Source organism: Acidovorax sp. Root217 (genome assembly GCF_001428645.1).
Lineage (GTDB): Bacteria > Pseudomonadota > Gammaproteobacteria > Burkholderiales > Burkholderiaceae_C > Acidovorax.
The window spans coordinates 60301-80862 of the sequence record NZ_LMIH01000013.1 but is presented as its reverse complement, the minus strand read 5'-3'; the positions used below and the strand labels follow the sequence as shown (position 1 = coordinate 80862).

The following is a 20562-nucleotide window of genomic DNA, read 5'->3' as shown; positions in this document are numbered from 1 at the left end:
GGTGCTGCGCATGATCAGGCCACCGTCACTTTCACGGCGTGGTCGGACCAGCTCGTGTTGTTGTAGCCGCCGGCGTTTTCCTGCCGCTGCTCGGGTTGCACGTTGCCTGCGGAGTCGGTGGCGCGGCTGGCCAGCGTGTGGCTGCCGGCGGGCAGCCTGGCAGCCAGCACGAACTGGCGCCAGGCATAGCGACCGAGGTCGGGGCCGACGAAGCGCGCGTCGCTCCAGGTCTTGCCGCCGTCCAGCGACACCTCGACGCGCTTGACACCGTTCAGCCCTCCAAAGGCAACGCCCTGCACCTGCACCAGACCGGCTTTCACGCCGGCTGCGTCGGGCCCAGGCGAGTTGATCCACGACTTGACCGTCATCTCCTGCACCGAAGGTTGGCTGGGGTCGCCCTTGCCGCCCGGCGGCGAGATGCGGTAGCCGTGCGACATGATCTTCGCGTCCGTCTCCTTGGCCGTGAAGGCCAAGCGCTTGATGTACTTGATGTTGTTCACGCCGGTGTAGCCGGGCACGATCAGGCGCAGCGGGCCGCCGTGGGCCAGCGAGATAGGCACACCGTTCATTTCCCACGCCAGCAGCGCATCGGCCATCGCCGCGGCCGGTACCGAGCGCTCAACGATGATGCTCAGCGGGTCCAGCCCTTCGGGCAGCTTCTCGCCGCCGGTGCCGGTCATGAAGCCTGCGCCCGGCACCATGCCGCCCAGCGCCTCGGCCACTACCCGCACCGGCACGCCACTCCAGATCACGCAGCCGGCTGCCCCCACTTGCCACGGCGTGCCGCTGGGCTTGCTGGGGAAGTAGCCACGGCCATTGCCAGAGCATTGCAGCACCATGGCGGTGGTCTCCACGCCCAGGGTCTTGAGTTCGCGCAGCGTCAGTGTGCGCGGGGCCTTCACGCCTTCGATGGCCACTTCCCAGGCGTCGCGGTCGGCAATGATGGATGCGTCTGGCGCAGGCAGATTGTTGCGGATGTAGAGCTGCTCGGCCGGCGTGATGACACCGCTGCCGAAGGCCGTGCGCTTGGTCTCGATGGTGGTGCTGCTGTGCACGATGACGCTGGCCGGGTCTTTCCAGTTCACGTAGGCGGGCAGCGGCTTCAGCGTGGCGCTGGCCACAGGAGTTTCGCCAGCAGCGGCGGCGCCGCGCGCAAAAGTCGCTAGTCCGGCAGCGGCCACGGCGCTGGCGCTGCCGGCGAGCAACTGGCGCCGCTGCAGGAAGTTCAGGGTCTGTTTCATCGTGTCTCCTTGGGGGTGGTGGTGGGTGTGGATGTGGGTGTAGGTGTTTCACTGGTCTTGCCGAACTGGTTCTGCGCCACGGCCAGTGCTTGTTTCTTTTGCGCAACCAGCACCAGCGGCTTGCCGTCGCGCGAGGTGATGACTTTCCAGTAGACATTGCCCCACCAGCCGCCGCCTTCCTTCAGCGCCACGGCCTTGTCGAAAGCAAACACGGTGACCATGCCGCCCTTCTCGAAGAACGTGGTGAGGTGATAGGCAAGGTGGCCGTCGATGTCGCAAGGCCGCATCAACTGCGGGAAGCCAGGGACCACTTGTTTGCCGCCAAGCCCCAGGTGCTGCAACAGCGGTGCAGGTTCCATGAAGGTGCCGCGCAGCGTGCGCTCAAAATATTCATGCTCGATGGCACCCCGCACCAGCTCGGGTGGGCGCATCGCCAAGACGGTGCCGGTCCCGCTGCCGACCAGCAGCAGGGCCAGCACAGACCGCTGGAAGCCGCGTCGCGACAGCATCGGCTGCGCCTTGCGGTACAGGTGAGGCGGTGGGTCGGTGGCTTCGAAGGCCAGCGCCAGCTCGGCGCGGGCGCGCAGGTCGAATGCACTGTCCTCGGGTTCGGTGGTGATTCGGAGCTTCATGTTGAGGTTTTTCTCAGCGGCGTCACGCGCGCGCCTGAGGGTGCTTGCACGGGCACGCCCATCACGCGCTTGAGCGCGTCGCGCGCGCGCGCCAGGCGCGACAGCACGGTGCCCGGCGCGATCTCCAGCGCCTCGGCCATCTGGGCGGTGGGCATATCGTCAAAATAAAACAGCACCAGCACCTCGCGGTGCATCGGCGCCAGACGCGCCAGGGCCTTGACGACGTCGAGCTTGTCGTCCAGCCCGCTGTCGGGCGCGGCCTGCTCGGGACGCTCTTCATCGTCCAGCGACTGCATGCCCGGCGTAGCCTGGCGGAAGGCCGCGCGACGCATGATCTGGAACAGCCAGGCCCGAGCCAGCGTTGCATCGCGCAACTGCTCGCGATGTTTCCAGGCGTTGGCAAAGCAGTCCTGCACCACGTCTTCAGCCGTCGCACGCGAGCCGGTCAACGCCCACGCGCTGCGCAGCAGGAAACGGTAGTGCTCACGCACCCATTGGTTGTAGCGGGATTCGGCCGACTGGAAGAGCATGTTGATCAAGAGCGCTGGGTGCGCCCGCTCATTCCATACCGATCATTGGTAGTTACCCTCAGGGCTGACCCTTAGGGGCCGCGCGTGCCGCCCAGCGACGGGAACTCGGCCGCCGCATCGCCGCTGCGCCCTTGCCGCAAAGCCGCCAGCCGCCGCGTCATGCTTTCAATCTCGATGGTCTGCCCGGCAATGATTTCCTCCGCCAGTTGCCGCGTGGCCGGGTCGCGGCCATGCTGCAACACCAGCCGCGCCATCTCGACGGCGCCGGCGTGGTGCGGAATCATCATCGCCAGGAAGTCGATGTCGGCATGGCCCACGTGGCCTGTGCCGTGCATGTCTTGCATCATCCGCGTCATCGATTCGTCCATCTCGCGCTGGAAGGCGCTGGCTCCCCCGCCGTTCATGCGGTCTGCCCCTTCGCACCCACGCGCACGTAAACCAGGTTGATGCTCTTCTTGTTGCGCAACGCGCCTGAAGGCAGGGCCAGGTTGCCCAGAGGGATCTGCGCGATGAAGGCAGGCCGCAGCGGGTCGCTGACGTCGAAGGCGCTGCACACCGTCTGGCCGGCGTTGGGCGTGCCAGGCAGCTCGTCCTGCTCGTGCGCCACGTACAGCAGTGTGTTTTCGGGGTTGGTCCACAGCCCATGCGACTCGCGCCCGTGGCTGAAGAAGGTACCCACCACCTTGCGCTGGCCGCCGGGGGCGCTGCGGTCGATGATGGCGATGGGGCTGGACGCCACGCCGCCGGGCCCGCCGTCGTCGATGCGCGCCAGGCTGGCATAGACCACGCTGCCGCGCGCATTGCTGACGAACTCGACGTGGTTGGGCCGCGCGCCCATGCCCAGCGGCACGCTGTCGATCAGGTCGAAGCCGCCCTGCGTCGAGCGGCACGACAGCGCATCGGCCAGCTTGTGCGAGAACCACACCTCGGCGCCGTCAGGCGTGGTCTTCATGAAGGGCGTGAAGCCGGGCTTGTCCTGTGCGCTGATGTCCAGGGTTGTCACGCGCTGCGGCCGGCTGTGGCCGTCGGCGCCCGGGTTGACGCGGAACACGTCGATCTGCGACACCTTCTGGCTGGCCACGAAGGCGAGTGTTCCCTCGCGGTTGAACCACACTTGCGCCGGGCCGTTGATCGTCGGCAGGAACTGGCGGATGGCGGTTGAACCCGGGCTGTCGGCGCCTTTCAACTGACGCACCGCCTGGTCAACGCCGAGGATGGCGATACGGTCTTCGCCGCGCAGCGTGACCCACAGTTCACGGCCATTGCGCGTGAAGGTGGGCTCGTGCGGTTCGCGGCCCAGCAGCAGGCCGCTGCTCAACCGTTCGGGGTTGGTGCTGGGGCCGGCGGCCGGGTTCGGCGTGTTGCCGATGACGCGGCGCTGTTCGGTATCGATGAGATAGATGTTGCTCGAGCCACGCCCACTGGTGGCCAGCAGCCGGCCGTCGGGCGACGGCACCGCGCCGTGGGCGTCGATGCAGCCGTGGTACAGCGGCTTGTGGATCATCGCCGCGTGCGTGGGCGCCACGCCGGCGGTGACGTAGCGGAACGGCGGCCGCGGGTCTTCGTCGAAGCTGGTCAGGTTGATCGTGCTCTCGACGGTGTTGGTCTTGGGATCGATGACGACGAGCGTGTTGGAGTCTTCGTTGGTGATGAAGACGCGGTCGCGCGGGTCGATGCCGGGGCCAGGCGCGGTCGTGCTGGTGCTTGTGCTGGCGGCCGGTGCCTGGGCTTGTGCTGCGGGCAGCGCGCTGGCTGCCGCGGCGGCCAGTGAGAATTTGAGGATGTCGCGGCGTTGGGTGGTCATGGGTGCTTTCGTAGTCGGGATGGGGTGATCGGTGGTGTCGCGGGCTAGGCTGTCGGCATCGACCGAAGATGTCTGTGCGCTGGGCAGTCGTACGAACAGTCGGGCACGGCAGCCCAGCGCTTGGTTCACATCAAGAGCGCGGCGCGGGCCGTTTCATTCCCTGGCGCCTGCCGACAGCGCGTCGCGCTGACGCCGCCCTGCCTTCAGCGCGGGGCGCCCAGTTGCCGATAGACCTCGGCCGACACCTGCGCCAGCACGCTGCGGTCGGCGTCTGATGAGAGCGCGTAGCCGAAAGGCCCGTCGACCCAGTAGAAGACATTGACCGTGCCTTCCCGCGCGAAGCGGAAGGCGGTGTCGGTGTTCTTCGCCCCTGGCTTGGTGGCTGCGCCCGGGCCTGCTGCGCTGCCCACGTCGGCGACATCGTTGGATACGTAGAGCGTCAGCTTGCTGCCGAGCTCGTTGCGGTACATGAACTGCGCAACCGGCCCCTGGCCACCCGGCAACAGGCGCCCGCCTTCCAGCGTGTAACCCTGGGCCTGCAGGTGCGGCGGCTTCATCGGCGCGCCCATGCGCTTGGACAGCCATGCCACGAGCTGGTCTTCGTGCGCCGCGTCCACCTCGACCGGGCGGCGCGTGTCGGGGCTGTACACCGCGTGGGCCACCGCCGCGCGCTGCGCGAAGCCGCCCGCTGATACCAGCGTCAGGCCGCGCTCGGCCGGTGCCGCGGCGGCCATGCGGCCGGCATCGTCGCCCCCCGCGGGCAGGCCGCCCCGCAAGCCCCAGCCAGTCGCGCCGCTGATGACGGCGATGGCGATCCCAGCGGCCAGACGCTGGAGGTACCAAGGCGTCTGCGGCACGGCGCGCGGGCGCGCCGATTTCAGCAGGCGCTGCGGCGGCTGTTCATCCAGCACGGGATCGAACAAGGCGTGCAGTTCGCGCTTCTGCGCCCGGTAGGCCTCCAGGCGCTGCGCGTCTTCAGGGCGTGCGGCCAGATAAGCGGCGATCTCGACCTGGCGCTCAGCGGGCAGGCGGCCATCGACGAAGGCATGCAGGTCGGCCTCGGTGACCGGGGGAATGGACGGTGGCGGACGGTCGGTATTCATGGGGTGCTTTCCAATGCATTCATTTGACGACCTTCAGCCGCGCCGGTTCGGCGCGGCCTTCCCTGCCTTCCATCAGGCTGCGCAGGCGCTCACGGCCACGCGACAGGCGCGACATCACGGTGCCGATGGGGATGCCCAGGGCCTGCGCCACATCGGCATAGGCCATGTCTTCCAGCGCCACCAGCAGGAGCACTTGCTTCTGCTCGGCGGGCATCAGGTCCAGCGCGGCCTGCAGATCCATCACCGCCAGGCGGTCACCTTGCGTCGGCGCCACCGGCACTTCAGGCGTGTCGTCGTCCATGGTCACGGTATGAAGCCTGGGCCGGCGCACGCCATCGACGTGCAGGTTGTGCATGATGCTGAAGAGCCAAGCGCGCATGTCAGCCACCTCGCCCCACAGGCTCGACTTGGCCCAGGCCCGCTCCAGCGTGTCCTGCACCAGGTCGTCGGCGTCGTCACGGTTGTTCACCAGCGCGCGCGAATAGCGGCGCAGGCGCGGTACCCAGCTCAGCAGGCTTGCGTCGTCTTGCATCGGTGGGTCGTGGCCTGTGGGACTGGGTGTGGGTCGCCAATGGATGTCATTCCTCGATGATGTGCCAGACGTCCTTGAAGTTGTCACCGCCACGGTCGCCGGGCTTCTGGTCGGCCTGGTAGGTGTAGACCGGCTTGCCCTTGTAGGCCCACTGACGCGCGCCGTCGTCGCGCGTGACGATGGTGTGCGCACCAGCGGGCTGGTCGGTTGCGCCGGCCATGGCTGGCGGCCACAGCGCGGCGCAGCCGCCGTTGCAGGTGCTCTTGCCGCTGCCGGCCACGTCCTTGTCGAAGGTGTAGAGCGTCATGCCCTTGGCGTCGACCAGCGCGCCGTTGACGAGCTTGGCCGGGGCGTCTGCGGCCATGGCGCTGGAGAGCGGCGCGGCGAAGGAAGCCGCGGCGATCGACAGCGCGGCCAGGTTGAGAAGGTGCTTCATGGTGATGACCGGTGAGTTGAGGGTCGTGGGGCCGCGCTGCGTGCCGATCAGTAGGCCGCAGCCACCGCCAGCTTGGGGTCGATCTGCCAGGTTTCGCTGACGATCTTGCCTTCACGGAAGGTCAGCACGTAGCGCACCTTGATGGGCATCTTGCCTTCGAAGACGACGTTGGCCGAGACGGTGGCGCCCTTGGGGTTGGCCGACTCTTCGATCGAGCCGATGTTCAGTTTCAGCGGGCCGACGGCCTTGCCGAACTTCTCCCAGGTGCCGCGGATGGCATCCGTGGTGGCGTAGGTGCCGTCGAGCGGGCCACCGACCCAGTTCAGCTGCGCCTGATCGGCATAGGCACGCATCACGATCTGGGTGTCGCCCGAGGCGATGGCCTGGAAGTGCGTGCGGGCGTCGTCGCTGGGGGCGGCGAAGACGCTTCCGGCGGCGAGCGTCAGGGCGGTGGCGGCGAAAGCGAAAGTCTTGAACATGGTGGGCTCCGATGCAGGTTGGGTGAGTGCTGGATGAAGGGTCCGAGAGGTCCCGACACTAGGGCAGACGGCGCCGGCACGTGGTTTATTCCAGAGCACGCAAAGAGTTTTTCTGTCACGCCATCGACAAGGCACCGACTGCTGCGTGCCGGAATGTTGGGCGGACGGGGGAATACGGCGCGGTGCGCACGCGTTTCACCCCTGGGCAAGCATTGGCGGCCTAAGCCTTGACCGGCTTGCGCTAACCCCGGGACGCCCGCGGGTACTGTCAACAGGCCCCACAGGTCGCAACAGCTGGAAGCTGCTGGTCGCAAGGGTGAAATCCGTCTGCTGCCTGCTTTGCTACGGGTTCTGTATGGGGACAAAGGGGTAGATGTGGCGCAGGCCATTGGAGGATCAGTGCACCTGCTCACTCCTACCACTGCCAGAGCAGAGGCCTGGCTTTGCGCTTGGAAGGGCAGAGAGGGTTGGGGCGGCCAGCGACGGGGTGCAGGCAAGCCTGCGGCGCCTGGCAGGATCAAGGACACCACTCAGTCCAATCAGTGAGTTGTCAACAATGCATGGCCCCCTGGGAGTTCTCGAGGGAGCTCAAAGAAGCTCGCTGACTGCGGTGCCGAACACGGTGTCAACGATGTCGAACTTGATGTCCAAGAAGCCCGAAATACGCACAGACCGGTGTTTGCCAATTGGGGCATGCTCCAATGGTGCGCGTGCGCCAGTGCTGGCACAGTGAATGCCCATGGTGGTCGAGCCTCAATCCCTGCAAAGCCTGAGCGCAGAAGAGCTGCGTGAGCTGACCACGCGCCTCATGACGCAACTGCGCCACCAGAGCGCACTGCTGGACAAACTCACCCACGAGAACGCGCTCTTGAAGCGCATGAAGTTCGCGGCTCAATCCGAACGCTTCAATCCCGAGCAGAAGAGCCTGCTCGAAGACGAGATCGAGGCCGACCTGGCGGCAGTGGCCACCGAGATCGATGCGCTACAAGAAGCGCAGGCGCCCGCCAAGGTTGAAGAGAAGAAGGTTCCCAAGCGTGCGCCGCTGCCAGCCAACCTCCCGCGGCGCGAGATCCGCCATGAGCCCGAATCCACCATGTGCCAGTGCGGCTGCCAGATGAAGCGCGTCGGCGAGGACGTGGCCGAGAAGTTGGACTACGTGCCCGGTGTGTTCACGGTGGATCGCCACATCCGGGGCAAGTGGGCCTGCGCGAAGTTCGAGATCATTCACCAGGTACCCGTCGATCCGCACATCATCGACAAAGGCATCCCCACCACCGGGCTGCTGGCGCAGGTGCTGGTGGCCAAGTACGCCGACCACCTGCCGCTATACCGCCAGGAAGCGATCTTTGGTCGCTCTGGTCTCGCCATCCCGCGCTCCACACTCGCTCAATGGGTGGGCTCGTGTGGCGTGCAATTGCAGCCGCTGGTGGATGCCATGAGAAATGAACTGCTGCAGCACCGCGTGCTGCATGCCGACGAGACGCCGGTGTCTATGCTCAAACCGGGCAATGGCAAGACGCACCGCGCCTATCTCTGGGCCTACGCCACAGGCGCCTTCGAGAACACCAAGGTGGTCGTCTACGACTTCTGTGAATCACGCTCGGGCGAACATGCCCGGCGCTTCCTGGGCGACTGGAGAGGCAGCCTCACCTGTGACGACTTCAGCGGCTACAAGGCCTTGATCGCCAGTGGCGTGACCGAGGTAGGTTGCCTGGCGCACGCGCGGCGCAAGTTCTTCGACTTGCACGCGGCGAACCAGAGCCAGATCGCCGAGTTCGCGCTGCAGCAGTTCGCGCGGGTCTACGAGATTGAGCGCGAGGTCAAGGAGCTCAGCGCAGATCAGCGCCGGGCCATCCGGCAACAACAAACGAAGCCGCTGCTCGATGCCTTGAACCAGTGGATGGTGCTGCAACGCCAGAAGGTGCCCGAGGGTTCGGCAAGCGCCAAGGCGCTGGACTACAGCCTGCGGCGCTGGGAGGCCTTGACCCGGTTCGCGGGCGACGGGCAACTGCCCTTGGACAACAACTGGATCGAGAACCAGATCCGGCCGATTGCCATTGGCCGCAACAACTGGCTCTTCGCGGGCAGCCTGCGCGCGGGCCAGCGGGCAGCAGCGGTCATGAGCCTGATTCAGTCCGCGCGCATGAACGGGCATGACCCTTACGCGTACCTGCGCGATGTGATGGCACGCCTGCCCATGCAGCGCGCCAGTCAGATCGGCGAGCTGCTGCCGAACAATTGGCAGCGCAATTTGGTGGCAATTTAGGCCTCCAAACGAACGTGCATCTCGTCCGATGCTCACTCTATCCGAGCCATGCCGACGCTTCACTGCTTTGCTTCAAATGCCAGGTGATACGTGACCTCGCCTTGCGGGGTATCAGAGTTCAACAACACGGCTTGGAAGTACTCGGCAGGAACGCCGGGGAGCACCAGGCCTGCAACGGGCACAAAACCAAATCGGCCGTAGTAGTTGGGGTCTCCCAGCACAACGCATCCCTTCGCCGATCTCGCATGGAGCTTCTGCATTGCCGCCTCCATGAGTTGTGTGCCAATCCCTTGGCCCTGATGCGCGGGGAGCACAGAGATGGGTCCTAGCCCAAACCATGAGTCAGCTCCGTTGCTGATCTGAACGGGTGAAATTGCCACGTGCCCGATGATCTGCTCGTTGGCTTCGGCCACGAGCGATACCGTGAGTGCGTTGGCCAACCTCAATTCACGGACGATGAACTGTTCAGTGTGGTCCGTGTGGGGTGCAAGCTTGAATGCTTCGATGGTGACAAGCTCGATTGCGGGTTCATCGCGTGGTTCTTCAGAACGAATGATTGTGAGCATGGCGATGGATGATGTGGTTGTCATTGCTTGTGGTCGAGTCCTAAAGTCTAGACTCCGCGACCGCAAGCAGCCCCACGTCAAGATGGGATGACCAGCCCCTTACGTAGTTTCTGGGAGATGGTTGAGATGACTCCATGCCTGCAGTTCTACCCTCGATCGTCCACCACGTTGAACTCGAATCGGAAGTTGACGGCAACCGTGTCGGGCAACGTCAACACCAGACGGGTTTCCTGAGGATGGAAGATGGTCTCACCATCGCTATCGATAGTGCCTTGCCTCACGGAGAGAGTCTCGATCTTGCTGGTAAGGGTCTTGCGGGTTGCATCCCAGCCGAACTGGCCTGGGCGCAGCTTCTGGCGCAGCAGCCAGGTCCAAATTTCTACCAGCTCTGCTTCGACTTCTAGCTGCTGGCCGCGGCTGGTCTGAGCCAGGGCCGAGAACTCGTACTGTTGGTCGCGCAGGACCCATTTGAATTGGAAGTGCTTCATCGTTGGGGGGTAAGGATGAAGGGATTGTCCCAAATGCGCCAGCAAGCCCGCGCACCAACGAAGAGAGGCCCGAAGGTTCTTCTCTGAGGCTTGCCAATGGGAGTCGCACGCGAGGTTTGTGGCTCATGCTGGAATTCAGCATCTGTCTTAAGCCAACTAGTTGGTCGTACCCTCACTTGCCCCCGAACCGCCATGCTCTAAGTCGTGCCACGATTGACAGGCGACATATATGCCCCTGCCCACTTGCTCAGATGTTCGCAGCGTTCCGCACGAGCTCACCGGGCTGCACGCTGACCCCCGACCTTGCTTCTGATAGCGCCAAGTGCAGCGGTTTCCATTCGCCGTTCCCTTACTCCTGATTCACATCCCCAAGACCTACCCGGGCAAGATGGGAGGGCGGCACGGGTTTGTACCGGGGGTCACGCTTCAGTTCTTCGATCAGCCCTCGTGCGTGCTCTAGCGACTCTTCAAAAGTGTGCGCAGCGCGATCAAACTGCTCGCTCAGCCTACGTCGGAGGGCAAATGCCTCTGGCGTGAGATGAGGCTCAATTGGCTGCGGGTCTGTTTTCATTGCCGTCAGATGAGTTACTTGATTTCGAACTGGGCGCGGTCTTGTTTTGCAATCCAGAGTGGTGGCTTGCCACGTCCGGTCCAGGTGGAGCCTGTGGCCGGGTCACGGTACTTGGGAGCGACCGTGTTGCCCTTGAGCGGGCTCTTGGCTCGGCCAGTAGGAAAGATATCAGCCTGGGTGAGACCGAACTCGGAAATCAGTTGGCGGACGGTTGCAAGCGCATCTTGAGACTCCGATTTACGCATAGCCTCTATCTGTGCATCGAGGTTTTGCCGCTGCGCGAGAAGTTCCTTGTAGCTGGGCATGTTCGCTTTCAATTTGGGAGACTGCATGATACGGCCGGCCGGGAGGTAGCATCAATCGTTGCTTTTCGCGAGACTCGGCTCAAGCGCTAAATTCAACCGCGTGTCCACGAGAATATCGCACAGGCATCCCAGCCCATGTTCCATTCCCTGCCTCCTGGAAATCGCGGCGGCGCTACGACACAGCAAATTAGAGATGGAAGCCAATCAATCTGCACCTCAAAATCGATGTGGCCTTTGCGGGGCGAGCAGTTACCGCCAGGTCGTTGAGCGTGACGCCCATGGCGTGAGGCGCCATGGGGATCGGATCGTCTGCTCCGGATGCGCGAATGAATTCGACGACATGGAGGTCTGGAGACGGGGCCGGTCCGACACAAACGTGAAAGTGCCCGAGGCCCGGATCTCGGTGGCTGGACTCCGCGACATCGTTCGCACCTATCGATACCGCGACTCGATCCATATCGTGGTCGATTCGCTACCACAGCCTTACCAAGACCAGTTCGCGAGCTTCCTGCGGGGGTCTGCCCAACCGGTCGGCGATGGCCTCAACCGCTATGCGTTCGTTCAAGACTTCGAGCGCTGGCTCGAAGCTCTAGGTTAGACGTCTGACAGTGTCGGAACTGGTGCGGCTCATTGAGCGGAAGTTGGCCACGTGGGTTTTAAATCACTATGAAGTTCGCAACGAGTGCGATGCCAACCGACAATGTGCTCGCCCGGTCCGCCACACACATCGCACACGCGCATCGATAGCTCGGTTACGTAATCGACCATAGCTTGATCCGCAGGGTCCAGTGGAAGAAAGCGAAGGCTCAAACGCCCCCACTTCTCGCGCGTGTGAAGGGCCTTCGCCTGAATTCCACCCGCGTCCGCGCGCGCCTGAAGCTGCGCCAGCAACACATCAAGCAAAGCAATCCATCCTGGCCCCCCACGGGGGTGGCAGCGGGTATAGATCAGAGGGTATTTCGCTTCTAGGTCAGCCAGGCTCATGGTTTAGGTCCATCGCGGGTGAAAGATACTAAAGTCCTTCGATCTCGGGTCCAAGCTGCTCGCGCATCCACCTGGGCGAACACCCCATTCGAAGGTAGATGTATTGCGAGCGCAGCTTCTCCAACCCCTTTTGCCTTAACAGGTTCCCCGTTCGTTGGAAAACTGGGCAGGCTCCAACGTTTTCCACCTCGTTCAAAGTTCTGAGGCAATCGCAGTGATGACAGCCGACTGGGGTTCGTTCAGGCTCGGTCACGGTTTTGATCGCCACGCAGCGGCTGACCAATGCGCTGGAAGAATCGCTCCACTCGTTCCTGCTCTGCGGCACGCTGCTCCAGCGTCCACTCCACCTTGTAGCCCATTTTGAGCAGCTGACGGTGGTGGGCTCGCAAGCTATCCAAGCCCTTTTGACGCAGCGGACACACAATGGTCCCGCACTCCGGGCACCTTGATTCATCGCCTGCCTGGTCAATGCTTCCCAGCCAGTCGCAGCGAGGGCAAGCCACGGGGGAAGTCTTTGGGTCGTGCTGCTCGATCATGGCGGTCTCCATCGGGACATACAGGATTTTCCTCATCGAGGGTTTCGTTGACGCGTCCGTCAACACTCAAAGGGATCTACTGTCTTCAGGGTATAGACACCCGTGGCGTCGTGAAACCCCACGCCTGCTTGAAGAGTCGATTTGCGCAGTGTGAGATATGCCGTCGTGACCCTGAGTTCACACGAGTAACGGCTGCTCCCAAATAGGGCTTTCAACGGTCCGAGTAGGGCCAAATCCAGCGCAGTCTCCAAGCGAAGGAATTGGACGAACTGCACCTGGGGTGTCCCCAGCTCGGGGGCGTGCATGTTCCGCGACTCGTCAGCGACCGCGATCCCATAGATGCTAGCTCTAGGGCCCGACTCCAGGAACAGCACGTTCGCGAAGTCGCGGGTCACGCCACCGCTCCTGGAAGCATGGATGTCGGCCGACCAAAGTTGAGACTCTCCGTCCTCGAACGTCATCACGAGCCGCGCGTTGCTTGCCAAGAAGACCATTGGGCCGGCGCTGCCCAAGGCATTTCCAGGCAGTGCCTGGGGGTCAAACCGACTCATGGAATCTCCGAGGGGGCTGGTGAGCGACAAGCTGCTTTTTTGCTCTGAAGCGCTTTCGAAACTGCGGCAAAAAATGCGATTTTCGCATATTCCAAAATCGCATGGAAGCTCATGGGCTCCTTTTCGCCCATGCAAAAGACGCTCTACAGTCGCCAATACCAGCACATGCTCAGGTTGCTGAGGGAAAAGCGCGTCCTCGCCGCCCTCAGCCAGGCTGATCTTGCCGAACGCCTCGAATGGACTCAGGCTGAGGTGAGCAAGTGTGAAACAGGCGTGCGGCGACTGGATGTGATTGAGCTCAAGCTGTGGCTCGAAGCTCTCGACAGCGATATGGTTGCTTTCGTACAGGAGCTCATCGCTTAGAGCTCAGCGATCTGCGTGACCCAAATCGTGGCCTTCAATTCCGGTCAGCGGTGGACGGGCGCTGTAGTTTCCGGACCACAGACTTCATAAAAACTGGTGTTGCCCCACGGTGTTCGGGCGGGTGGTCGGCACCAGTAGAACGAGTAAGCCGCTTGTTAGAAGTCACGGTAAGGGCGGCCTTATTCGTCGATGCGACACCAAAATAATCAGCAATCTAGATTTCTAGTAGCCAGCGTAAGTTGGCGTCAACTCTATTGATTTTTGCTTGATCAAGAGTTTTGAGATGCAAGGAATCCAGAGAATTGACACCGCTTTTAATGAAATTGTTGAAATCGCGTCGTTACGATTATTGAGTTGATTTTGTTCGTTTGACACCCAAAGAGTGCTTCGATATCCTCTGAGCAGATATGAGTAGATGAGCAGAACTGAGCAGAACTGAGCATTCCGTCCAAAATGAATTTTGATCTGTCGCGGCAGTGGTTTGCCGAACGTGGAGCTTTGATCAGCGTGTGGGCGTCAGAAAACGGCTTCTCACGTGACCTGGTCTATTCCGTGCTGTTGGGGCGGGTCAAGGGCAAGTCAGGAGAAGCATTCGAGATTCGCAAGAAGTTGCTTGAGCTTGCTGAAGCGCAAGCTGCGTCCGCCAAGAACTCGCCTCATGAGCAAGCGGAATGCAATGTCCGGCACCAGAAAGACCTTCTATCCAGCGCGCACGAACAAGGTCCTGCTAGGTCAAAAAATAACCGAGGAAAACCTATCGCCTAAATTCGCCAACAAAAAAGCCTGAGCGTCAACTCAGGCTTGTCTGTGCAGTCCAACTGCGTTCTATCCGGCTAAGGAAGCCTGCAGTATGGACTGGTCCACGTTCTTCGTCAAGAGACGGAGTCGGTTGGATCAACTCGCCTTAATTCTTGGGCAGTCATCTTTCCATCACTACAGGAGCTACCTATGCAGGTATTCCCGCTGATCCTCCGCGCGTGCCGTGCGGAGATCGTTCGCCCTTTAAACCCGGGGTTTCGGCCACGCACACTTCGCGCTATCTGCAACGCTTGCGCGCACCGGGTAGTACGGGCAAAAAAATTTCACCAGTCAAGTATCCGCCGCGGCGGCGGAGCCATGCGCATTCGAGTTGCCTGGCATTCTGGCTGCGGTGCTTCTCACAATACTGGAGTGCCCTTGACGGGGGTAGGCCGATGACAGGCGTGATGACACTTGCCAGGCTGAACAAGATGACGGGCGAGGGTTGCGGCATGGGTCGAGATGAAGACTACAAGGCCTGGATACGGATCCGGCGCAAACTGAGCTCACCGGTGTCGAATTTGTATGGCCTTCCATCGCCGCTGTATAGCCGGCCGCTGCAACTACTTTCCGGGTTGGAGTTTGCAGCAGCGAATGTCGCTCTTTGGCTTGGATGCCTTGAGCTTAGAGAGCAGCATCCGCTTTGGCCGGACCCTCATCCGCATCCAAGCACGGGTCGCCTCAGGCACCCTTCTATTGCAAGTCCCGTCGCCCCGGGTCTTCTGAGCTTGGCGAAAGACATCGGCGTCAAGCACGGGGTATTTCCGGGCACGCGCATCCCCTACGTGGCCACGATCGACTTCACGCTTGAAGTCGGTCTACCAGGGGGAACAAGGCTCGTCCATTGGAGCTGCAAACCGAAGGATGTCCTAGAAGGGGCGCGCAACAAGAAGCGGATATGGGAGCGTATCGAGCTAGAGAGATCTTACAGCCGAGCGACTGGCATCACCCACAAGATAGTTGACGGTACTGATTTTACGACCCAGCTAATCGGAAACTTGGATTGGTTGTGTCCATTGCGATCTCAATGGGTAAATCCAAATATCAAAGATCGCATGCCGGAATTTGCAGGTTGGTTTATGCGTTCCTCGGGAGAGCCCGTGAGAATGGCTATAAAACACGCGGCGGAAAGAATGAAGTTAGAGGATGCATTGGCGCGCGCTCTGTTTCGTGCATGTGCTTGGCGAGGAGACATCGACATCGATCCCTTCGAGCGCGTGATTATGAGCTTACCTTTACGCTTTGATACCAAAAAGCGTAAGCATGCACTGCGAGTCAAATTGTTTGGAGGAGACAATGTCTGAGGTGCTAATGGGGAAGGTGATCCGGATTCATGTTGGCGAAAATCACCAGGACCTAGGTCGAATAATTTATGAATGCAGAGATGCTGATGACGTCATCTACATTCCATTTCCGAATGATCCCTCTGAAAAATCTTCTCAGAAAGGGCGTAGGCTGCTGGCTCCTCGGCGAGTTGTACGCAAAGACATAGCCTTGCTTTGCGATGGATACGAGGTGACACTGGTGGATTATGTTGTCCCTCGCACATGGAATCTCACCGACGATCAGTTGAGGCATGGCGTGGGTCTGGACAAGAATCGCCGAGACTTGCCGCGTTGGTTGGAGCAGCGTGAAGAATGGGCGGCGCTGATTGCACCAATCACATCGTCCTACGGTGCCTATGAGCTGCTAGAGCTTGGATTGTTAAACGATGTGATTCAAGATCTTGCGGAGAAGCAAGATGCTGAAAGTCAGCGAAAGATCGTGCAGGCGATGCGCAGATTTCTCTTCGGCTGTGGCCATCCGAATTCTCTGCTGCCACATTGGGAAAAGATCGGCGCGAAGGGCACTGAAAAATTCTGTCGGGTAAAAACTGGGCGGCCTAGCAAGCGTCGGGCGGAGCCAAATGCCGAATCCGAATACGTGGTCACTGAGAACGATCGTAGGCGGTTGTGCGACGGATGGGACTACTTCAAGAAACCGAGGGTATCGGATCGGTGCGCCTATCTGCGGATGTGCGTGAAATACTTCCCAGGCAATGAGGTTGAAGCGGATGAGCAAGAACGGAAGTACTCCATCGCGTCTCGTTCCCAACGCCCAACCATCGCTCAATTCAGGCGAGCAGCAAAGGTGCGGGGCCGGCTCTCTGCTTCAAGTATCAACATGGGCGAACGCGTTCGGCGGCTCACGCAACGCGCGCTAACCGGCAATGCGAATGACGGCGTTTTCGCGGTAGGGCAGGTGTGCTTGATTGACAGCACTAGCGAGGATCAAACCCCTGTTTCTTCCATCGATCCTCTCCGGGTTTTGCCATCGACCTATCGAACAATCTGCATGGACGTGTGCACTGAGTACATCCTCGGCCTCTACTGTGGATTTGAGTATCCCAGCACCCTTACGAGCCTCCTTGCCATCCTCAACAGCGCATCGCCAAAAGCAGATTTCTGCCAGCAGTATGGGATCGTCCTTGAAGACGGGGAATGGCATTCGCGATTGTGCAAACGCATTCGAGCAGATAACGGCGAACTAAAAAGTGAAAAAGGTATAAAAACGCTCGGTTTGATGGAGGTAGCGGCCGAGTTCGTACGGTCATACAGCGGCGACATGAAGGGCCCTGTGGAGGCTGTCCACAAGAAAATACACCGGCAAGCTGATCACCACTCCGCAGGTTCAACCCGTGGGAAGAAAAAAGAGCGGGGAGAGGCGCCGAGGGAAGAAGAAGCTTGCAGAACCTTCGAGCAAAACATGCCGCACGTCATAAAAGCCATCCTGCGACACAACAATGAGGAGCCAGTGCCTCACATGCTTTCGGTCGAAATGCGCCGTGATGGCGTAGAACCCACGCGCCGCGCCATCTACGAGTGGAACATCGCTCAGAACTATGAAGCCAGCGAGCCACTCGCTCTGGAAACACTTAAGGCCCATTGCCTGCCTAAGCTGAAAGCGGTTCTGCATCGAAATGGCCTTCATATTTTCGATCCGCGAGATGAGCGGGTGTTGATCCCTGGTTTGGTTTATACGGGTAAGTGGTTGATTTCGTCAGGGTTGGGTGAGAAGGCGGCCAAAAAATCCATCCGTTGCGAAGTTCAGCTTGATCCCCAGAATTTGGATGTCTGCTACCTCTACAAGGACGACGAGCTGCATGAACTGCGGCGCAAGTCTACGGACCCATTGGTTAGTCGCCTAGCACTGTGCGAATACCTGGATATGACGGACTGCGATAAGAAGACGGTGGATGGGATGCAAGAGGCTCTGGAAGCTTCCGATGCACAGGCGTTCGCGAGCAATGATGAATTGAACAGGTCGGCGAAAAGGGCCAAAAAGGCGGCGCAGGCCGCGTTGTCCAATGGGACCAGCCGTCCGAAAAAGGGTAAGACCAAAGGCTATGACAAACGGGAGAACCGTGACAAGGAGTTGGAACGGGCTTACCTCGAAGGGTTGGATATCAAGCGACGGGCGCCCGCGCAACCCGTCACTGCGCCCTCATTCGTAGCACTGTCATCGCCTCCACCGCGCAGCGCTGCGAACGATTTGATGGCGGAACTGCGTAGCCGAAAGGGTTCGGTCTTATGAGTACCCAAATAAACCTTTTCTCATCCGACGAAGGCAACCCACTCCTAGCGCCATTGCTACCGGAGAGGTCATTTGTCGAGTGGGGCGAGAGCCTTTCTTACGACCCGCGGGACGGAATAATTCCAGCGCTGGAATTCATATCTGAAAGTCACTTTCAGTACATCGACCAGCTTTTCATCACCACGCGACGCGCCATCACGTTGGCGATGAATCTTTCCGCCATGATGATAGGTAGTCTCAGGCGACGGGATCCGAGAGTATCGGCCAACCGTAAATACCTCTTCCAGCTTGCTACGTTCGCAGACCAAGCCGATGCGAAGAACATCAACAAGATTCCTTGGCTCGGTGAAGGCGCTTCGGGAATGATTCTGCGCGGGCCGACTGGATGTTCAAAGACCCACTCCTGCGATGCATTCCTGCGGCTGATTCCACAGTGCATCGAACACGGGCCCCACGACGAATGCGGCTGGATATCACTCAAACAGCTGGTGTACCTGCGCGTCCCAATGCCTTCGGATGCTAGTAGGAAGGGATTGCTGATAAACATCATCTGGAAGCTGGACGAGGCGCTTGGCACAGACTACGCATCAGGAATCACTGCACGGATGACGCAGGAAGTTCTGCTTGTGGAGGTACTCAAGCTTCTGACCGTACACCGTTGTTCCTTGCTGGTTCTTGAGGAAGTCCAAGAGCGCAACGTTCAGGCCCAGATTCTGGGGAGCGAATTCGCCAATGTATTTCTGAAATTTCTCAATGCAGGCATCCCGCTGGTGCTGGTGGGCAATCCTTTGTCGTTCGACCACATCATGAGCTTTACCCAGGATCGGCGCCGGCTTACCAGCGGGGGACTTTTCGACTTCACGCCGGCGTATGACCACCGGGACGAAGAGTGGGAACAGGACTTGGTACCGGGTGTGTGGGGTTGGAGCTTGCTCCCGCACCCAGATGAAGCTGTTCCAAATCTGGCGCAGGTGCTTTACGAGCGTACCGGAGGAATCCCTGCGCTGCTCAGCCTCTATCGCCGAGAGTGCATGGTCGAGGCACTCAGAGCGCGTGCAAGCCAGGTCACGGTAAAGCACATGGACGCCGCCTTCTGGTCCCCGTCAATGTGCGGAATGCACGATCTCGTTGAAGCTTACAGGAACAAGGACCTCAACGCTCTGAATCAGCGCTATACCGACCAGCCGGTCGCATATCTTGAGGAGATATGGGCGCGAGAAAGGCGCATGAGGGCCCCAGCATGAGCGCTACGGGCATGCCTCTCGCAGAGCTGCCTATCGCGCCTTCTTGGACGGGCGACGAGACGCTTTACTCTTGGTGCTGCCGTTGGCATCGCCTCACCCTATATAGCACTCGGGTGTCCGGCCTTGCATTGTTCGGCGTGCCCAGCGCCGCGAAAGTGCGTATCGCACCCAATCCGTTCGGCCACTTCAGCACTGTGACGAAGGGATTGCTTGGCTCACCCGCAGATATCGTGCGGCGAAGGACTGCGGTCGGATCGTTTCTCGCGATGGCTCGGAATACAGATCGGCATCGAATTGAGGCTGGAGCTTTGAACCCTGCGCATGTGCTGAGCGAAAAAACGGGTATCGCCCTGAGGCTGCGGTACTGCAGTGGATGTGTAAAGCGACATCAGAACCTCTGGGGCATGGCAATTTGGCGCGTGCCTCATCAGCTTCCAGGGGCAGTCATCTGCCTGGACCATGGAAGGCCGCTGATTGAATTGGTGGAGCAACGCCAACTTTGGAGCTTGCCCGACAACGGCACTGTGCGCGAGATCGATGTCGCCTCTAGATCAGAAATACGGTCCCTCAGCGTGGCCGCCGAAGCTGCGGTCTGCATATTTGAAAGCGGAGGCTTGGAGGTCGAGGAGTTGCGAGAGCGAGCTCAGTCGGTTGTGAGTGAAGCCTATGGGGTGCTTGATGCCAAGCGCCTGGATCCAGAGAGAGTGGATTCAGACTGGCAAGGCTCACCGCTTTCGCAATGGTGCAAACGCGTGTTCCCCGACTCGAACGCGTTTCCCCCGATGTGGATCACAAATGTCCTGCGATCCCGACGGTCGGAAAGAAGTCCGCTGCGCTGGGCATTCTTGGTCGCATACTTTGAAGAGCGCTCTTGGTCATCGGCCAAAGTTTTCTTCAGCGGAGATCGGGACCTGTCAAGCCACCAACTATCGTTCTGGGGCGATGCAGCCGATGTGCCCTCATTGATTCTCCACGCATGCACGAGATCGGCGAATGCTAACCAGGCCGCAAAAATAATCGGCGTGACGCCGGGAACTGTCCGCGATTGGGTGCGAATAAATGCAGCGCTGGCGGGCGCAACCTCGCACTGGACGGTGCGGCGATGATTCCAACAACACCTAGCGGATGCGCTTTCACGTCGCTGATAAGGGCCATGCAGTTCCTTCAATGCTCTACGGGCGGAATCTTCTACAAATGCGTAGTCAAATGCTCGACGAGTTCTTCATATGCCCGGTTTGGTGACCTCAGAACTCCAGGCGAGATAGCACTAGAGCACTCGACTTTGCCTATTGCACTTGAGACCTTGGATGTGGAGGAGCGGCAGGAACTTCTGAGTGGTCTTTCATCAAAATCGCCCCCTCCAGACGCCCTGCGAAGGGCATCGTTGATGCTGCGATTTGATGCGCCAACTGTCAGGCGGTGTCCGAAATGCGTTTCAGAGGATTTGAAAGCCCGCGGCTTTGCTTTCGCAAGATCGGTGCACCAAATATCTACCGTTAGGACCTGTCCGGGGCACGGCAGCTCGTTGCAAGAAACCTGCGGTGACTGCGGTGCTGGGCT

Annotated in this window: 21 protein-coding genes and 1 pseudogene; 9 read left to right on the top strand and 13 right to left on the bottom strand. The window is 60.6% G+C overall.

The window, feature by feature from the left end; translation table 11 throughout:
• Positions 1-14: 14 nt before the first annotated feature.
• The 9 genes from ASE31_RS15115 to ASE31_RS15075 form a co-directional block, all read right to left on the bottom strand.
• Positions 15-1241, bottom strand: coding sequence for a sulfite oxidase (locus tag ASE31_RS15115; protein WP_056058980.1), 1227 nt, complete (start codon positions 1239-1241; stop codon positions 15-17).
• Positions 1238-1873 (bottom strand): hypothetical protein, encoded by a 636-nt coding sequence (locus tag ASE31_RS15110; RefSeq protein ID WP_056058982.1) that lies wholly within the window; start codon positions 1871-1873, stop codon positions 1238-1240. The genes ASE31_RS15115 and ASE31_RS15110 overlap by 4 nt, the downstream gene beginning before the upstream one ends.
• Positions 1870-2403, bottom strand: coding sequence for an RNA polymerase sigma factor (locus tag ASE31_RS15105; RefSeq protein ID WP_056059012.1), 534 nt, complete (start codon positions 2401-2403; stop codon positions 1870-1872). Before ASE31_RS15105 ends, ASE31_RS15110 begins: the two co-directional genes overlap by 4 nt.
• 71 nt (positions 2404-2474) lie before the next feature.
• Positions 2475-2807, bottom strand: coding sequence for a DUF305 domain-containing protein (locus tag ASE31_RS15100; RefSeq protein WP_056058985.1), 333 nt, complete (start codon positions 2805-2807; stop codon positions 2475-2477).
• Positions 2804-4207, bottom strand: a complete 1404-nt coding sequence (locus tag ASE31_RS15095; RefSeq protein ID WP_056059015.1) for a YncE family protein — start codon at positions 4205-4207, stop codon at positions 2804-2806. Before ASE31_RS15095 ends, ASE31_RS15100 begins: the two co-directional genes overlap by 4 nt.
• A 203-nt stretch (positions 4208-4410) precedes the next feature.
• A complete protein-coding gene (locus ASE31_RS15090; protein WP_056058988.1) occupies positions 4411-5310 on the bottom strand; it encodes an anti-sigma factor in 900 nt (299 codons plus the stop codon).
• A 19-nt stretch (positions 5311-5329) separates the two neighbouring features.
• Entirely contained in the window at positions 5330-5842 is a 513-nt protein-coding gene (locus ASE31_RS15085) for an RNA polymerase sigma factor (RefSeq protein ID WP_056058991.1), read from the bottom strand.
• A 46-nt stretch (positions 5843-5888) separates the two neighbouring features.
• Positions 5889-6278, bottom strand: a complete 390-nt coding sequence (locus ASE31_RS15080; RefSeq protein ID WP_056058993.1) for a hypothetical protein — start codon at positions 6276-6278, stop codon at positions 5889-5891.
• A gap of 47 nt (positions 6279-6325) precedes the next feature.
• Positions 6326-6757, bottom strand: a complete 432-nt coding sequence (locus ASE31_RS15075; RefSeq protein ID WP_056058996.1) for a nuclear transport factor 2 family protein — start codon at positions 6755-6757, stop codon at positions 6326-6328.
• Between the two features lie 742 nt (positions 6758-7499).
• On the opposite strand from ASE31_RS15075, the gene ASE31_RS15070 reads away from it, so the two are divergent.
• On the top strand, positions 7500-9023 hold the full coding sequence (locus ASE31_RS15070) for an IS66 family transposase (protein ID WP_369819461.1): 1524 nt from the start codon (positions 7500-7502) through the stop codon (positions 9021-9023).
• A 59-nt stretch (positions 9024-9082) separates the two neighbouring features.
• Here ASE31_RS15070 and ASE31_RS15065 read toward each other — a convergent pair whose 3' ends face one another.
• The 3 genes from ASE31_RS15065 to ASE31_RS15055 all read right to left on the bottom strand — a co-directional run bounded on the left by ASE31_RS15065 (position 9083) and on the right by ASE31_RS15055 (position 10953).
• The gene (locus ASE31_RS15065; RefSeq protein ID WP_056059000.1) at positions 9083-9589 is read right to left on the bottom strand and encodes a GNAT family N-acetyltransferase; all 507 of its coding nucleotides are present in this window, start codon (positions 9587-9589) and stop codon (positions 9083-9085) included.
• Positions 9590-9735: 146 nt separating this feature from the next.
• Positions 9736-10077 carry a hypothetical protein gene (locus tag ASE31_RS15060; RefSeq protein ID WP_057202639.1) on the bottom strand — a complete coding sequence of 114 codons (342 nt, stop codon included), beginning with the start codon at positions 10075-10077 and terminating at the stop codon, positions 9736-9738.
• Positions 10078-10662: 585 nt separating this feature from the next.
• The gene (locus tag ASE31_RS15055; protein WP_057202638.1) at positions 10663-10953 is read right to left on the bottom strand and encodes an H-NS family nucleoid-associated regulatory protein; all 291 of its coding nucleotides are present in this window, start codon (positions 10951-10953) and stop codon (positions 10663-10665) included.
• Positions 10954-11146: 193 nt separating this feature from the next.
• On the opposite strand from ASE31_RS15055, the gene ASE31_RS31635 reads away from it, so the two are divergent.
• Positions 11147-11551, top strand: a complete 405-nt coding sequence (locus ASE31_RS31635) for a hypothetical protein (RefSeq protein ID WP_157412493.1) — start codon at positions 11147-11149, stop codon at positions 11549-11551.
• A gap of 625 nt (positions 11552-12176) precedes the next feature.
• Here ASE31_RS31635 and ASE31_RS15045 read toward each other — a convergent pair.
• Positions 12177-12473, bottom strand: a complete 297-nt coding sequence (locus ASE31_RS15045; protein WP_157412491.1) for a hypothetical protein — start codon at positions 12471-12473, stop codon at positions 12177-12179.
• 680 nt (positions 12474-13153) lie between these two features.
• On the opposite strand from ASE31_RS15045, the gene ASE31_RS15035 reads away from it, so the two are divergent.
• The 7 genes and pseudogenes from ASE31_RS15035 to ASE31_RS33120 form a co-directional block, all read left to right on the top strand.
• A complete protein-coding gene (locus ASE31_RS15035; RefSeq protein ID WP_057202730.1) occupies positions 13154-13387 on the top strand; it encodes a helix-turn-helix domain-containing protein in 234 nt (77 codons plus the stop codon).
• Between the two features lie 453 nt (positions 13388-13840).
• On the top strand, positions 13841-14152 hold the full coding sequence (locus tag ASE31_RS31035) for a hypothetical protein (RefSeq protein ID WP_082604164.1): 312 nt from the start codon (positions 13841-13843) through the stop codon (positions 14150-14152).
• Between the two features lie 437 nt (positions 14153-14589).
• Entirely contained in the window at positions 14590-15489 is a 900-nt protein-coding gene (locus ASE31_RS31030) for a TnsA endonuclease N-terminal domain-containing protein (protein WP_162261396.1), read from the top strand.
• Positions 15482-17758 (top strand): hypothetical protein, encoded by a 2277-nt coding sequence (locus tag ASE31_RS31625; protein WP_157412490.1) that lies wholly within the window; start codon positions 15482-15484, stop codon positions 17756-17758. Before ASE31_RS31030 ends, ASE31_RS31625 begins: the two co-directional genes overlap by 8 nt.
• Positions 17755-19002 carry an ATP-binding protein gene (locus ASE31_RS15020; protein WP_082604162.1) on the top strand — a complete coding sequence of 416 codons (1248 nt, stop codon included), beginning with the start codon at positions 17755-17757 and terminating at the stop codon, positions 19000-19002. The genes ASE31_RS31625 and ASE31_RS15020 overlap by 4 nt, the downstream gene beginning before the upstream one ends.
• Positions 18999-20108 carry a TniQ family protein gene (locus ASE31_RS31620; RefSeq protein ID WP_235514481.1) on the top strand — a complete coding sequence of 370 codons (1110 nt, stop codon included), beginning with the start codon at positions 18999-19001 and terminating at the stop codon, positions 20106-20108. The genes ASE31_RS15020 and ASE31_RS31620 overlap by 4 nt, the downstream gene beginning before the upstream one ends.
• Positions 20105-20515, top strand: a pseudogene (locus tag ASE31_RS33120) (hypothetical protein); the annotation flags it as partial. The gene ASE31_RS31620 and the pseudogene ASE31_RS33120, both read left to right, overlap by 4 nt.
• Positions 20516-20562: the final 47 nt, after the last annotated feature.